At 40.0% G+C, this 16135-nt stretch carries 12 protein-coding genes and 1 tRNA gene; 9 read left to right on the forward strand and 4 right to left on the reverse strand.

What is annotated here, in order from left to right; genetic code table 11:
* Positions 1-841: 841 nt before the first annotated feature.
* The gene (gene pnp, locus QX565_RS01135) at positions 842-2968 is read right to left on the reverse strand and encodes a polyribonucleotide nucleotidyltransferase (RefSeq protein ID WP_195350132.1); all 2127 of its coding nucleotides are present in this window, start codon (positions 2966-2968) and stop codon (positions 842-844) included.
* Positions 2969-3164: 196 nt separating this feature from the next.
* Between pnp and QX565_RS01140 the strand changes: the two genes are divergently transcribed.
* The 3 genes from QX565_RS01140 (at position 3165) to QX565_RS01150 (ending at position 5410) form a co-directional block, all read left to right on the forward strand.
* On the forward strand, positions 3165-4316 hold the full coding sequence (locus tag QX565_RS01140; protein WP_221649188.1) for a thioredoxin-like domain-containing protein: 1152 nt from the start codon (positions 3165-3167) through the stop codon (positions 4314-4316).
* A 180-nt stretch (positions 4317-4496) separates the two neighbouring features.
* A complete protein-coding gene (greA, locus tag QX565_RS01145; RefSeq protein WP_007487469.1) occupies positions 4497-4961 on the forward strand; it encodes a transcription elongation factor GreA in 465 nt (154 codons plus the stop codon).
* Positions 4962-5011: 50 nt separating this feature from the next.
* Complete coding sequence (locus tag QX565_RS01150) at positions 5012-5410, forward strand: HIT family protein (protein ID WP_221649189.1); 399 nt, start codon at positions 5012-5014, stop codon at positions 5408-5410.
* Between the two features lie 64 nt (positions 5411-5474).
* Here QX565_RS01150 and QX565_RS01155 read toward each other — a convergent pair whose 3' ends face one another.
* Together QX565_RS01155 and QX565_RS01160 are read right to left on the reverse strand one after the other, a co-directional pair.
* A complete protein-coding gene (locus tag QX565_RS01155) occupies positions 5475-6650 on the reverse strand; it encodes a DUF418 domain-containing protein (RefSeq protein ID WP_289290777.1) in 1176 nt (391 codons plus the stop codon).
* A 162-nt stretch (positions 6651-6812) separates the two neighbouring features.
* Positions 6813-7895: a mannose-1-phosphate guanylyltransferase gene (locus tag QX565_RS01160; protein ID WP_289290778.1), complete on the reverse strand. Its 1083-nt coding sequence runs from the start codon at positions 7893-7895 to the stop codon at positions 6813-6815.
* Between the two features lie 158 nt (positions 7896-8053).
* Here QX565_RS01160 and QX565_RS01165 point away from each other — a divergent pair.
* Both QX565_RS01165 and QX565_RS01170 read left to right on the forward strand, forming a co-directional pair.
* A tRNA-Leu gene (locus QX565_RS01165) sits at positions 8054-8137 on the forward strand.
* A 74-nt stretch (positions 8138-8211) separates the two neighbouring features.
* Positions 8212-8586: an ASCH domain-containing protein gene (locus QX565_RS01170; protein ID WP_289290779.1), complete on the forward strand. Its 375-nt coding sequence runs from the start codon at positions 8212-8214 to the stop codon at positions 8584-8586.
* A gap of 70 nt (positions 8587-8656) precedes the next feature.
* Here the strand turns inward: QX565_RS01170 and QX565_RS01175 are convergent, their stop codons facing one another.
* Positions 8657-10207 (reverse strand): alpha-galactosidase, encoded by a 1551-nt coding sequence (locus QX565_RS01175; RefSeq protein WP_255585459.1) that lies wholly within the window; start codon positions 10205-10207, stop codon positions 8657-8659.
* A 381-nt stretch (positions 10208-10588) separates the two neighbouring features.
* Between QX565_RS01175 and QX565_RS01180 the strand changes: the two genes are divergently transcribed.
* The 4 genes from QX565_RS01180 (at position 10589) to QX565_RS01195 (ending at position 15956) form a co-directional block, all read left to right on the forward strand.
* Positions 10589-11908 (forward strand): TolC family protein, encoded by a 1320-nt coding sequence (locus QX565_RS01180; protein ID WP_221649193.1) that lies wholly within the window; start codon positions 10589-10591, stop codon positions 11906-11908.
* A gap of 11 nt (positions 11909-11919) precedes the next feature.
* The gene (locus QX565_RS01185) at positions 11920-12954 is read left to right on the forward strand and encodes an HlyD family secretion protein (protein WP_221649194.1); all 1035 of its coding nucleotides are present in this window, start codon (positions 11920-11922) and stop codon (positions 12952-12954) included.
* Between the two features lie 3 nt (positions 12955-12957).
* Positions 12958-14544, forward strand: a complete 1587-nt coding sequence (locus QX565_RS01190) for an efflux MFS transporter permease (RefSeq protein ID WP_289290782.1) — start codon at positions 12958-12960, stop codon at positions 14542-14544.
* Positions 14545-14945: 401 nt separating this feature from the next.
* The gene (locus tag QX565_RS01195) at positions 14946-15956 is read left to right on the forward strand and encodes an IS110 family RNA-guided transposase (RefSeq protein WP_289290783.1); all 1011 of its coding nucleotides are present in this window, start codon (positions 14946-14948) and stop codon (positions 15954-15956) included.
* The last annotated feature ends 179 nt before the right edge of the window (positions 15957-16135 follow it).

Raw genomic sequence — 16135 nt, forward strand, 5'->3', positions numbered from 1 at the left:
ATAAGAACATGGGGATGTTTTTGTTGTAAAAGTGTACTTTTATCTACAATAAGAAAGTACGGTAATGATTAGAAGCATTACCGTGGTTTGTTCTATTGATCCGTAGTATAACTTGTAGGCTAAGCCTATGAGAAGTACTCTAACTTATTATAGAATAAGGAGCAAAGTATTCCCAGCTTTACTCTCTGTAATCTTCTTTTTTCAATTTAAGCTAATTAGTATAGCTTTGGGAGGCTTCGATATTGTTTTATTATTAGCATCAACCGTTATGGTGTGTCTGAGACTTACGTATTCTTATTATAAATAAACAGGAATTCGGCCTGTGATTCTACTTCTGAGAATAATAGGCTCATTATCAGATTATAACAAGGAATACTAACATTGTACGTTGTGATTAGTTATTTTCGCTGTAAACTTGAAATATAATGAACAAAAGAAGGAAAAGAGTAATCTTTATAGTAGGTAATATTTGCTTGAATGCTAAACTTTTTAGGCATAAATATCCTTTCAAAGAAATTTTTCTCATATCTTTGTAATGTGTTAAGTTAATAAATTGATTAAGGTCGATTTTTGACTGTTTCGAATCGGAAAGTATGGGGGTACTTTCCGATTCTCTTTTTCAGAGAGAATCGGACTTTCTATAATATTTCATGTACGCTCTGATTGTTGATTTGATAAGTAAGCCAGTAGTTTTTCTGAATGATTTATTAATGGAAATGCCGGAATTTTCGGTTATTATTCTTTGGGAAGTGTTTTTAGAGAAAAACAAACTTATTAATAAAAAAATGGCTGAACTTATTGTAGTTCAGCCATTTTTTATCTTATAAAAAGCAATGCTTTGTTATTTCTTTTCCGGTTTTGGAAGTAATACTTTTCTGGACAGCTTAAATTTGCCAGTTTTAGGATCAACATCCATTAGTTTCACTTCAATCTCGTCACCTTCTTTGATTCCGGCTTCTTCTACTGTTTCCAGACGTTTCCAGTCGATTTCAGAGATGTGGAGCAATCCGTCTTTACCCGGTAGGAATTCAACGAATGCACCATAAGGCATAATAGAACGAACTTTACCTTTGTATACTTCACCAACTTCGGGTACAGCAACGATGCCTTTGATGATACGCATAGCGTCGTCAATGCTTTTCTTGTTTGTTCCGGCTATTTCGATACGGCCTACTCCGTCTGTTTCTTCGATGGTGATAGTAGCACCTGTATCTTCCTGCATACCCTGAATGATCTTTCCGCCCGGGCCAATGATAGCTCCGATGAATTCTTTTGGAATAGTCATTGTTTCAATACGTGGAGCATGGTCTTTCAGCTCAGTGCGAGGTTCGTCAATAGTCTCAAGCATTTTGCCGAGGATATGCATACGTCCTTCTTTTGCCTGATTCAATGCACGTTCAAGGATATCAAATGACAAACCGTCTACTTTAATATCCATCTGCGTAGCAGTGATACCGTTTTCAGTTCCGGTTACTTTGAAGTCCATATCTCCCAAGTGGTCTTCATCACCAAGGATATCCGAAAGTACTGCATATTTGTCTTCACCTGCATTCTTGATTAATCCCATAGCGATACCAGATACCGGTTTTTTGATCTTTACACCAGCGTCCATCAGTGCCAATGTTCCGGCACAAACAGTAGCCATGGAAGAAGAACCGTTGGATTCGAGGATATCAGAAACGACACGAACTACGTAAGGATAATCTGTAGGGATCATACCTTTTAATGCACGCCATGCCAAGTGTCCGTGACCAATTTCACGACGTCCTACACCACGCTGTGCTTTTGCTTCTCCTGTAGAGAAAGGAGGGAAATTATAATGCAATAAGAAACGCTCTTTTCCGTGAACCAGTACATCGTCTATAGTTTTTTCATCGAGTTTGGTTCCAAGTGTAACAGATGTCAGTGACTGAGTTTCTCCACGAGTAAAGATAGCTGATCCGTGAGGTCCCGGCAATGGATTGACTTCGCTCCAGATAGGGCGAATCTCGTTTGTCTTACGTCCGTCCAGACGTTTACCTTCGTCCAGAATGCAACGACGCATAGCTTCTTTTTCTACATCATGGTAGTAACGGTCGATCAATGCGCTTTTCTCAGCCAGTTCTTCTTCAGTAAACTGAGCTTTGAATTCGTCACGGATAGCATCGAAAGCTTCCTGACGTTCGTGCTTGTTTCTGTTTCCGGAAGCTGCAATAGCATATGATTTGTCATAGCAAGCCTCGCGAACAGCTTTACGAAGTTCTTCATCGTTTTCTTCGTGTGAGTATTCACGTTTTACAGTTTTACCAACTTCTTGAGTTAGTTCCATCTGTGCTTTACAATGAATCTTAATAGCTTCGTGAGCTACTTTCATTGCTTCCAGCAGTTCAGCTTCTGATACTTCGTGCATTTCGCCTTCTACCATCATGATGTTTTCATAAGTAGCGGCAACCATGAGGTCCATATCTGCTTGTTCAAGCTGGTCGAAAGTAGGATTGATAACGAACTTACCATCAATACGTGCTACACGTACTTCTGAAATCGGTCCGTTGAATGGAATATCTGATACAGCAAGTGCTGCTGAAGCGGCAAGTCCTGCCAATGCATCGGGCATGTCAACACCATCTGCTGAGAACAGGATAATATTTACATAAACTTCTGCGTGATAATTATCGGGGAATAGGGGGCGGAGAGCACGGTCTACTAAGCGGCAAGTAAGAATCTCATAATCGGAAGCTCTTCCTTCTCTTTTTGTAAAACCACCAGGAAAGCGGCCAAATGCTGCAAATTTTTCTTTGTACTCTACCTGAAGCGGCATAAAATCTGTTCCGGGAACTGCATCTTTAGCGGCACAAACAGTAGCAAGTAACATGGTGTTACCCATGCGAAGCATTACAGAACCGTCTGCCTGTTTTGCCAGCTTTCCCGTTTCGAGCGTGATGGTTCTGCCATCTCCCAGCTCGATCGTCTTAACAATTGGGTTGATCATAAAAATTGTTTTATCTATATTTTCTTTCAAAATTCCTGCAAAGATATATATTTATCGTTCTAATATCGTGGGAATGAGATAAAAAGTTATTGCTTATTTGGTTTTTTTTCAAAAAAAGGGTGAAGAACAGAACAAAATGCTTTGACGAGTCTCGAAAAGAACTATATTTGCAGTTCGAAAAATAACATGCATAGATATGAAAAAAATAACTTTTGTAGCACTTGCTGCCTTAGCTTTGAGCTCTTGTAATTCCGGCCCCCAGTTTAAAGTGAATGGGGTGGTTTCGGATGCCAATGGTAAAATGCTTTATCTGGAATCATCAGCTCTTGAGGGTATTATACCTTTGGATTCAGTGAAGTTGAAGGGGAATGGTTCGTTCAGTTTTCGGCAAGCTCGTCCGGAATCTCCTGAGTTTTACCGGTTGCGTGTAGACGACAAAGTTATTAATTTTTCAGTTGATTCAACAGAGACCATTGAGATAAAGGCGCCTTATGTTGATTTTGCTGCTTCCTATACGGTAGAAGGCTCTGAAAACAGTCAGAAAATTAAAGAGTTAAGTTTGAAGCAGGCTCATTTGCAGAATCAAGTGAATGTGTTACTGGCAGCTGCCCGTTCCAATAAATTGGGGCATGATGTTTTTGAAGATAGTTTGTCTGTGTTGCTCAAGAATTATAAGGACGACGTGAAAGTAAACTATATTTTTGCTGCTCCCAATACAGCTGCTGCTTATTTTGCATTGTTTCAGAAGTTGAATGACTATCTTATTTTCGATCCATTGAATAGTAAAGACGATATTAAGTGTTTTGCGGCGGTGGCTACCAGTTTGAATAATTCCTATCCTCATGCTATCCGTTCCAAGAATCTGTATAACATTGTTATAAAGGGCATGAAGAATACGCGTGCTCCTAAGCAGAAAACGATTGAAATACCTGAGGATAAGATAGCCGAAACCGGCGTAATTGATATTAGTTTGCGGGATATAAAAGGAAATGTTCGTAAACTCAGCGAACTAAAGGGGAAGGTTGTCTTGCTGGATTTTTCTGTTTATCAGACTCAGGCAGGTGCTCCCCACAATCTGATGTTGCGTGAGCTTTATAATAAATATGCAAATCAGGGATTTGAAATTTATCAGGTGTCTTTGGATGCAGATGAGCATTTCTGGAAAACATCAGCCGACAATCTGCCTTGGGTTTGTGTGCGTGACGGTAATGGAATATATTCCAGTGTTGCTGCGTTATACAATGTTCGTCAGGTGCCTGCTCTCTTTCTTGTGAACCGGAATAATGAACTGAGTGCACGTGGTGAAGATGTAAAAGACCTGGATAGTGCGATCAAATCATTGCTTTAAGTTGTTATAAATTAGAAGTTTTCATTTAAATATGTTACATAGCATTGGTTTTTGCTTGACGCGTATCATTTAAAAGCCTATCTTTGCAAAAGAAATAATGAAAAGAGGGTTCCAGCATGGCTCATGTTGGAATTCTTTTTTGTTTTATATGACCGTTTAAATTAAAGGAGGAAAAACATCATGGCTTATATGTCAGAAGAAGGTTACAAGAAATTAATGGCAGAACTAAAAGAGCTGGAAACAGTAGAGCGCCCTAAGATTTCTGCGGCAATAGCCGAAGCACGTGATAAAGGTGACTTGTCAGAAAATGCAGAGTATGATGCTGCAAAAGAGGCGCAAGGTATGCTTGAGATGAAAATCAATAAGCTGAAGGCAATTATTGCAGACGCGAAGATTATTGATGAGTCAAAACTGAAAACAGATTCAGTACAGATTTTGAATAAAGTAGAACTGAAGAATACAAAGAATGGTATGAAGATGACTTATACCATTGTATCCGAAAGTGAAGCTAACCTGAAAGAAGGAAAGATTTCCGTAAGTACCCCAATTGCTCAGGGATTACTTGGCAAGAAAGTGGGGGATGTTGCTGAGATTCAGGTGCCACAAGGTAAAATCAGTCTGGAGGTAGTAAACATTTCATTTTAACACTAAGGCAGGTCCGTTATAAGGGCTTGCCTTATTTTATATATTAGGTTATGGCAACAATATTCAGTAGAATTATCGCAGGTGAAATTCCCTGTTATAAGGTGGCAGAAGATGAACGTTTTTTTGCTTTCCTTGATATCAATCCGCTGGTGAAAGGGCATACGTTGGTTATCCCCAAGCAAGAGATTGATTATATTTTCGATTTGAGTGATGATGACCTGGCAGCCATGCATGTCTTTGCCAAATCGGTAGCTCGTGCTATAGAGAAAGCTGTTCCTTGTAAACGTGTGGGGGTAGCTGTTATGGGTTTGGAGGTTCCTCATGCTCATATTCATCTTATTCCTATCAATAAGGAATCGGATATGATAATCTCCAATCCGAAACTAAAATTATCTGATGAAGAGTTTAAGGAAATAGCCGGAAGCATTCATCAGGCATGGGTGAAATAAATACCTTCTTCTTCTAAATAATGGAAAAGCGCATTGTCCGGGTGGATAGTGCGCTTTGTTGTTTTTATATCTTTATCCATGTACCTTTGCGCCATAAAAACTCAAGTGGTCCTTGTTTATGGTGTTCCAGCCAGTAGCGACTGAACATCAGCTGGATCGTAAATATGAATAATCCGATGAATAGCGTTGCGGTTGCTCCGGTAGATGCATAAAGTCCTAATCCAAAACCATAATAAATACAAACGCCTATGATGGACTGTGAGATATAGTTAGTCAGGCTCATTCGTCCATAGGGAATAACTATCTGCTGCCATTTATATCCGTCGCCTTTCTTAAACCATAACAATGTAAATGCAGAGATTAAAATAAGCATGAAAGTAAAGTTTGCCAGCGATGGAATGGCTATGTTGAAGGGCGTTAGTACAGACTGATTATGGATGTATGCCGGAGCAAAAACACGAAGGATATGTAGTGGAATAAAAGTGATGATAGATAGTTTGAGTATATGCTTCCAGGTACGGATTGTAGATGTACTTTTGATAAAGTATTTCCTGCGTCCCAGTAACATCCCGAACATAAATAAAGCGGCTGTTTGGAATAGACGTCCATTTTCTACCTGCCAGATATTACTGTATAATTGTCCGTTCCATATATTATTGTTTAAAACCTCAAGAAAAGTTCCGTGACTGGTAGCCTCTTTGGCAAGTAGGGCATAAGGCATGAACTTATCTGCGCTTATTATGTAATCGGGGGTTAATAGTGCATAGATCATTCGTCCCCATTCAAAAGGTTGGAGTAGCAGAATCAGTGCAATCCAGAAGACCGTTTTATCTTTTAGTCTGCAAACGGGAATCAATGTGAGTCCAACGATGGAGTAAAGCAATAAGATGTCGCCATTATAAAATAGTGCATGCAATTGTGAAAACAAGAATAGCAAGATCATGCGCCAGGCAAAACGTCCACGGAAATCTATTCCCCGCTTTTCGGCATTGTGGTATTGAATGTAGAAACTAAATCCAAAAAGGAGTGAGAATGTTGCATAGGCTTTTCCTGCAAATATGAAGAACAGAGTATTCCATATCCCTTTGTCCAGCGTTTGTAGCCAGTCGGGTTGAACTTCGGGAATAAAATAAATATTGTAATGCTCTAAGTTGTGCAATAATACAATAGCCAATAAGGCAAAACCACGTAGTGCATCTACTACATTGAGTCTGTGAGAGTTTTGAAGAGTTTTGTCCATTTCTCAGTTGGTGTTATTCTATAAACCGGACATATCCGGAATGGTAAGAGATTTTTCGACAAAGATAAAGGAATAGTTGTTAATATCTATATATCTTTTGCCAAAACTGAGATAGAGTATATACTTGATAAAAAAAAGGGGCTTTTTAGCCCCTTCCTTTATTTAGATATAGTTATCTCCCATTTTTATCTGGGCGTCATTGACATATTTTCGTATAGCATGTTCTTCGTCTTTTTTGCAGATGAGCAATACGTTTTCTGATTCAGCAACCAGGAAACCTTCAAGTCCTTCAATGACTGCCAGTTTTCCTTCAGGCAAGACAACTATATTGTTTTTGCTGTTATATATTAATGATTCGCTTTTCAAAGTGACATTGTTGTTCTCGTCTTTCGGAGAGAGGTCATACAATGATCCCCATGTTCCTAAATCCGACCAACCAAAGTCCCCAAGTGACACATAAACATTATCTGCTTTTTCCATTACCCCAAAGTCAATAGATACATTGGGACAAGCAGGGAAGTTCTCTTCAATAAAAGAAGTTTCTTCGGGAGTTCCGTAGAAATCTTTTCCTGCTCCCAGCTTTGATGCTAATTCGGGTAATAATATTTCGCTGGCTTTGATAATGGTATTAACGTTCCACATGAATAATCCGGAGTTCCAATAAAACTCACCACTTTCTACAAAAACTTTAGCCAGTTCGAGTTCTGGTTTTTCTGTAAAAGTTTTTACTTTGTAGAAATTCTCTCCATCCTGTTCGGCTATCTGAATATATCCGTAACCTGTTTCCGGTCGGTTCGGTTTAATGCCTAATGTGAGTAGTTTGTCTGAATGTGCTACAAAGTCGAGTCCTTTTTCAATTGCTTCCAGAAACTCACCTTCTTTTAGTATCAAATGGTCTGAAGGAGCTACTACTATGTTAGCATTTGGGTTTAATGCACGAATATGATAGGAAGCCCACGCGATACAGGGAGCGGTATTTCTTCTTGCCGGTTCAAGTAAAATTTGATCCGGATTCAATTCAGGAAGCTGTTCTTTCACCAGGTCCGCATACATTGCATTGGTTACGATGAGTATATTTTCCGTGGGGATTACTTTGTTAAAGCGGTCAAAAGTTTGTTGTAACAAAGAGCGTCCGGTACCAAAGAAATCCAGAAATTGTTTAGGCAGAGTTTTGCGACTAAATGGCCAGAAGCGGCTGCCAATGCCACCTCCCATAATTACACAATAATTATCTTTACCTGTCATGATATTGACTGTTTTTAAAAGTTTCTGCTAATTTACGGTTTATTCTTTGAACAGAGAAGTGTTTAAGGGATGTTTTATAATTTTTTCCTCCTTTTTTTATCAAAAAGCTTGTAGGTTTAGAAAAAAGACGTATCTTTGCACCGCAATTGAAACCAAATGCCCAGATGGCGGAATCGGTAGACGCGCTGGTCTCAAACACCAGTGGATTCACTTCCATCCCGGTTCGACCCCGGGTCTGGGTACTGAAGCGGAGAAAGTTGAAAAACTTTCTCTGCTTTTCTTTTCTACCCCTTCGTAATATTTAGTGCTTTTAGAAGTGGAAATAAAACATAAGATACAATTTGGTGGTAATACAGATGAATTAGCAGGAAAGGTATTGTCAGGAGAAAAAATTGCTACCTCGTCTTTATATGCTTATTACCGTATGAATTTAAAGGAAATGAGCAAAGTGGGTGACTATGTTTCCATATTAGATTCATCTGGGAATGAAGAATGTGTTGTGAGGATAGAGAGAATGGAAATAGTACAATTTCAAAATATAACGGAAGCATTTGCTATTGAAGAGGAGGACAGTAGTTTGTGCAATTGGTTGACTATTCACACCGAATATTATTCTACACAATCTGAGAAGCTTGGTGAAAAGTTTACGGGAGAAACCGAATTGGTATGTGAGTGGTTCAGGGTAGTTTAAAAGAAGCACAAGGATTTTTTCCTTTAAATTATGGAATAATCCTTGATGCTATTTTACGGTTTAATCCTGTTTAGATGTCTTTCTCTAGCGTGAAACAATCTATATCCGGTGCCCAGCAGTAGGGACTGCACATACGTATTACATTATTTCCGGCTTTTAATTCTACAGGTAATGTGATGATTGCCATACCTTTTGACTCATCGGTTTGTAGATCCTTTAGCATCGTTTTTTTGCCATTTACTTCGACTTCCAGTTTGCGGTCTGTACCCGGGACATAAGAAATATGTAATTTATACCGGCCACCTTTTTCACTGTATACTTCGTTCCATTCGGCATAATTCTCTGCCTGTCCGCCCAGATAACGTACAATCATACCTCCTGATGCTTCTTTGAATGGTGCATATAGGATGTTCCTTGGATGCGTTGCCAGATCGTTATAGCATGGCAGATATGCCCATTCCGCCTCATAACGGGTGGGTTCCAGGCGTTGTTCGGCTTCCAGACGAAGTATTTTCACACTATGAGGAGGCAGCTCGTATATCAACTTATTGGTAATGGTACCGGCTGATTGACATTTTATTAAATCACGTACTTTTATTTTTCCGCCCAATTCGAGCAATGCCGTCGGTATCGAGAAAGAGCAAATTGTGTCAGAAGGATTATAGAATGCTACTGCACGTACCTTGCCCCGCTTTTGTTCAATATCTTTCGTCAGTATATACCCCCCATTCTGATGCTGCACTACATAGGCTTGCAAACCTAACGGATCCTGATTGAGTGCAATGAGTTCTCTGTTTTTCAATAATTCCAGAGAAGATTCGGGGATTGTTGTTAGGTCACAACCGATAAGTAGCGGTGAACTCATGATACACCACATACCGAAGTGTACCTCCTCCTCTTCCGGTTTCAGCCCGCGACCAATTTCCAGCATATCCATATCGTTGTAATGTCCGCCTCCGGCATACGCAGATAAATACAGGTTTTTGCCGATAATATATTTGATGGATTCCCATTTGGGATTGATATCTGCACTGATACGCCACGAGCGGGCAAGGTCTTTGGCCCATGTACCGGGAAATGCCCAGCGACAGATATTTAATGAAATATTCCGGTTGCAAACCGCATCAATAGCCTGCCGAATTTCGGTATAGCGCTTCTGTTCTTCCAGTGCCAACGACTGTCCTGCACCACAGTAGTCTATTTTAATAAAATCGAAACCCCATTCGTTGAAGAACAGGTCAGCATCCTGTTTTTCGTGTCCATACAATCCTACACCAACACCATTGGGGTCTTTGTCCCAAATAGAACCACAGGTATTGCTTCCGGCATCGGAATAAATGCCCGCCTTTAAACCTTTGGCGTGAATATAGTCGGCTACACACTTTAAGCCATTGGGGAAACGTTCGGGATGTGTTTGTAACTTTCCGTTTTCATCACGCCAGCCAAAGAAACCATCGTCTACATTTACATACAGATAGCCGGCTTCTTTCAGGCCTTGGCTGACCATTGCATCGGCCTGTTTCTTGATCAACGCTTCGTTGATATGAATACGATAGGTGTTCCATGAACTCCAACCCATAACTGGTGGATCCAATTGGTTGATCTGGGCCATAGCCCCCATCGTTATGGTACTTAGCAAGAAGAGTGATAAGCTACTGATGTGTAGGAATTTCATAGATACATTCATTTATTATTGCCAATGCTTACATTATCTGCAAAGTTACTATTTTTTTGTTTTGTCATTGTTGAACTGCTATTTTCTTTTTAATGTCATTTTTTAAGTTTCGTCTTTTTTTGTACCTTTGCACCTGGATGGGATATAAAGTTCCACGTAATAAATGAAACAGCAATTTAAAACGCCGCATTCATCTTTTCTTAATGATGTATTAATCAAGCTTGCACTTTTCCACAAGTGGGGAAGAGAAAATTCCGATTAAGTAATCCCTTTACTTAATTTCCCTTTTTTTATTTTTCATATTTTAAATTCATAAGTAATACACGTATGAGCAAATTTTCTTTGTTCATAATGGCGTTATGTACGCCGTTATGTTCTATGGGTACGTATGCCCAGGAAGAGGTCAGGCAGGTGATATCCATTGATGAAATGTTTTCACTGGCCGACCAGAATAGTAAATCGTTGCGTCCGTATGCCACCGGAATAAATGAGGCACGTGAAGGGGTTCGAGTCGCAAAAAATGCCCGTCTACCGGAGATTGACGCCTCTTTATCTTTTAGTTATCTGGGTGATGGGCGTATGATGGACCGTGATTTCTCTAACGGTTTTAATGCACCAATGCCACATTATGGTAATAACTTTGCAATCGAAGCTTCCCAAGCTATTTATACGGGTGGTGCCATCTCCAATGGGATAGCTATTGCACGTTTGCAGGAAGAAAATGCTAATTTGAGTCTGGAATCCAATCGTAATAACGTTCACTTTTTGTTGGTGGGATATTATCTGGACTTGTTTAAGCAACAAAATATGTTGCAGGTATATGAAAAGAATATAGAACAGACCAAGCAGGTACTTAAAGATCTCCATGTGAAAGAGAGTGAGGGAATTGTCCTGAAAAATGATATAACGCGGTATGAATTGTTATTGTCCAATCTGCAACTTACCCATACACAAATTCAGAATACAATAACAATTTTGAATAATAACCTGACTACGACTTTGGGCTTACCCTCTGCTATCAGAGTAAGTCCGGATACTACTATTTTATCGCGTGTACTTCCGGTGGAGAGTACAGAGAGCTGGACTGCTACTGCCTGTGTTAATTCTCCCACGTTGAAACAAATGTCACTTGCCATGCAGATAACCCAACGTCAGGATAAAATAATAAGATCTGAGCGAATTCCCAAAATCGCTTTGTTTGCTGGCAATCGTTTTGATGGACCTATCATCATTGAAGTACCACCTATCAATAAGAACTTCAATTATTGGTACGTGGGGGTAGGAGTGAAGTATAACTTTGCTTCTCTATATAAAACGAATAAATCGGTATCCCGTAGTAAATATTCTGTTCAGCGCGTTCGTGAGCAATACGAAGATGCCAAAGAACAAACCGAGTTGGCGGTAAAGGCTGATCATGTCAAGTATCTGGAGTCTTATGTAGAGCTGAATACTCAGCAAAAGAGCGTAGAACTGGCCCTCCAGAATTATGCGGTAGTCAGTAACCGATACAAAAATGATATGGCACTCATTACCGATATGCTGGATGCCAGTAATGCAAAACTGGCGGCTGAATTACAGCTGGTGAATGCTCAGATTAATATCGTTTTCAACTATTACAAACTTCTTTATATTTCCGGAACTCTCTAAAAAATGTGATTATGAATAAGAAAACTAAAAAGCTGACTTTTAATGTTGTTGTTATCGTTCTGTTAATAATCGGGCTTGTATGGGTTTGTGCCCGTTTTGTACATCTGGGTAATGTAGAATTTACCGATAATGCCCAAGTGCGTCAACACATTGTACCGGTCAATAGCCGGGTGCAGGGGTTTATTAAGAAAATCTATTTCACAGAATACCAGACCGTGCACAAAGGTGATACATTGGTTGTGATTGAAGATTCTGAATTCCGTTTCAGACTGGCACAGGCAGAAGCCGATTACCAGAATGCTTTATCCGGAAAGACGGTAGTGACTTCGACTATACATACTACTCAGAATAATATTGCTGTATCCGACGCCAGTGTTCAGGAAGCTAAAATACGGTTGGACAACGCCGGGCGGGAATACAATCGTTATAAGAATTTGCTGGCGCAGGATGCTGTAACCCGTCAGCAGTATGATGCCATTCAGACAGAATATGCAGCCTCAAAGGCGCGTTATGAACTTTTGCTCCGTCAGAAACAATCTACTGCACTTGTTAATCAGGAACAAACCCGTCGTTTGGAGCAGACCGATGCCGGTATTAAAGTAGCAGAAGCTGCCTTGAATCTGGCCCGGCTGAATCTTTCATATACTGTGATTCTGGCACCTTGTGACGGGACAACCGGGCGGAAGGAGATACAGGAAGGACAATTGGTACAGCCGGGACAAACGCTGGTAGATCTGGTAGATGAAAAGGACAAATGGGTGGTAGCAAATTATAAAGAAACACAGACAGCACATATTAACGAAGGATACAAAGTCGATATTGAAGTAGATGCCATACCGGGCATTGTATTCAAAGGTTTGGTGAAATCTGTTTCACAGGCTACTGGAGCCAGTTTTTCTCTTATTCCGCAAGACAACTCAGCCGGTAATTTTGTAAAAGTAGAACAACGGATTCCGGTTCGTATCGAATTTTCCAAAGACAACAGGCCGGAGGATATGAAGCGTCTACGCGCTGGTATGAATGTAGAATGTATTGTTAACTATTAATCTATGCACGAAACAGGTCCTTTTTCTATTCCGGCTATTCGTGACTTCGTTCCGGAGAAGCTGAAACCGTGGATTATTATTGTTTTCGTTATCATCTTCCAGTTTTCCGGTGGAGTTTATCTGGCAGCTGTTAGCGAGATGGTCGGTTCTACGGCTTTGATGCAACAAGATATAATGATGGCAGGATATGCTTCTTTGGTGGGGATGGGATTGACATTCAACATCATGTTCCGGCTGAAATTTCGTTTTCCTTCTAAAACGGCTTTTCTTACCTGTTGCATTGTTATCATTATCTGCAATTTGATATGTATGCATACACATAGTGTTCCATTGCTTGTTTTTGTCTGTTTTATTGCGGGTATATTCAGAATGTGGGCAACGTTTGAGTGTAACTCTACCATCCAGCTTTGGCTTACCCCTAAGCGTGATCTTTCTGTCTTTTTCTGTTTTATCTATCTGTTGGTACAAGGATGCATGCAACTCTCGGGGTTGTTAACTGTTTATACAGCATTCTGGGCTAAGTGGGAGTATATGCATTGGGTGGTGATCGCACTACTTTTGTTGATAATGTTAATAACCATGGTTATCTTTCGCAATTTTCGTTCCATGCCTAAACTTCCTCTTTATGGCATCGACTGGCTGGGTGCTATTATGTGGGGGAGCATTGTGCTGTGTATCATTTTTGTATGTGTGTATGGTGAGTATTATGATTGGTATGAATCCGTTTATATACGGGCGGCTACAGGGGCAGGTGTTGTGCTTTTGCTGTTAAATCTGTTTCGTGCTTCTTTCATACGTCATCCGTTCATTGCTCTGGCAACCTGGCGATATAAAGTTGTGTATATGACTTTTCTGTTTTATATCATTGTTGATGTATTGCTGGCACCCTCTCATCTATTTGAGCATATTTATATGGAAGCGGTACTTGGTTATGACTCGTTAAATGTTATTTCACTCAACTGGGTGCTTCTTTTGGGAACTGTTGCAGGCAGTGTATTTACTTTTTACACCTTTTCGCGTAACAAATGGTGTTATAGGACGATGACGGTCATTGCCTTTATGGCTATTACCGGTTATTTGATGATTTTATATTTTACGATTGATTATAATCTGCCTAAAGAGGCTCTGATAATGCCTTTGTTTTTGCGTAGTTTCGGCTACGTTATTATAGCCATATGTTTTCTTACTGCCTTGTCTCGCGTACCTTTTCAGAACTTCTTTCAGGCAATTACGATACAGAGTTTTGTCAGTGCGGGGTTTGGCGGAGTGTTGGGTACGGCTATCCTTGGGCACGCTTTGAATGTGGTATTGAAAAAAAATGCAATGTTACTGGGGACTACCTTAGACCGTGTCAACCCTTTAGCCAATCAGTTACCGGCAGGGGAACTTTATGGAGCATTACAGCAACAGGCGTTAATGGTTTCAATGAAAGAACTATATGGATGGCTTACGATGATAAGCTTGCTTTGCCTCTTTCTTTTCTGGATCAGTGAGAATTCTGTTCGTCCGCTTCATGTGTTGCATCCGCGCTATCGGGTTATCCGTAGATTCATAAAACATGAGCTGAGAACGAGTGGAATGTGGAGGTAATGTATTGTGACAAATTGTAATAAAATGAGCGGTTTTGTAACAGGTTGATATATAGCGTATTATTAGCTCTTATTTTTCTCCGTAGAGAAACAGGTCGTTTCTCTACGGAGATCGCCTCGTTCCTCGTAGAGAAACGACCTGTTCTTCTACCATTATCTTTGCCATGGAAAACATAGTTCTTTATGAACGTTAATAAGAATAAATTTCTTAATATTGTCTCGTAAACAAGAAAGCCTCCATATGTCGCGTTAGCTTACTTCCTCTATTAATCTTTTAGATTATTCCTCGTATTAAGCACGACATATTTATTGAACCTAAGCCAGAGAGTATTTCGGGAGTTGGATCCCATTATCATGGTAGTAGCCGTTCAATATCGGAGCCCTTCACTAAATAAAAATGTTATGGTACAAATTTATGGAATTGATTTGGGAATGTCAAGCTTTGAGGTTAGTTTTTTGAGTGAATCGGGCAGTGTCCGTCATTTATCCGGTGTAAAGAACACGGTTCATGGGATCAGCAAGTTTCTTCTCTCCTTGCCTTCCTCTGCCGTTCTTTGTGCGGAACATACAGGCGTTTATGGCGACCTACTGCTTCGTCTGTGTACTTTAAACCGGATATGCCTGTGTTTTGTTCCGGGTTATCAGATAAAGCATAGTCTGGGGCTTCAGCGTGGTAAATCCGATCCTCTGGATGCCTGTCGTATCCGTGAATATGCCGAACGTTTTTATGACCTTCTCAGACCTTGTTTCTATGCTGGGGAAGAGATGTCTGAACTTCAGGAATTGTATCGTACACGCTCTCTGCTGGTGGAATCTCGTAAGCGCCTGGACACTTTAAACATAGGTGATAATTGTAAATCTTCTGTTTCCCTGGCGGCCGTCCATGCACGGAGAGCTGTCCTTGCGGAGTTAAATACCCAAATATCCGGGCTTGACCATGAGATAGAAGCCCTCATACAAAACTCTTCCGAATTCAGCAGGAATTATCAGATTCTTACCTCCATTGTCGGTGTAGGACCTGTGACCAGTTGTGAGCTGATAATAAAGACAGAGAATTTTAGAAAATTAGACACGGCTAAAAAATGTGCTGCTTACGCAGGTATCGCTCCTTATCCAAAAGAATCGGGAAAGATGAAATGCGGACATAAAATATCGCCAATGGGTGACAAACAATTGAAAACACTGCTTTTCTTATGTGCACGTTCGGCAAAGGAGCATAATAAAGAAATAAGATTATACTTCCTAAAAAAGCATAAAGTGGAAAAGAAGCACTTTTTCGTAGCGATGAATAACATTGCCAATAAGTTATTGCGGCTGATTTACAGTCTGATTCACAAGCAACAGACCTATGACAGGGATTATATACAAAGAGACCCGAGATGTGTTGTGATTTCAGATACACATAAATGCTGAAAAAGGAACAAATGGACCGTTTAGGTAGTAAATATTCAAAACAAGTAGACGGTTTTATAATACATTGATAATTAATACATTATATGAGAGATTATTTTCTCGTAGAGAATCGACTCGTTTCTCTACGACAAACGCTTCGATTCTCTACGAGAAACGGGGCATTTATCACCGAGAAATAA

Source organism: Bacteroides sp. 41_26 (genome assembly GCF_949740115.1).
Taxonomy (GTDB): domain Bacteria; phylum Bacteroidota; class Bacteroidia; order Bacteroidales; family Bacteroidaceae; genus Bacteroides; species Bacteroides nordii.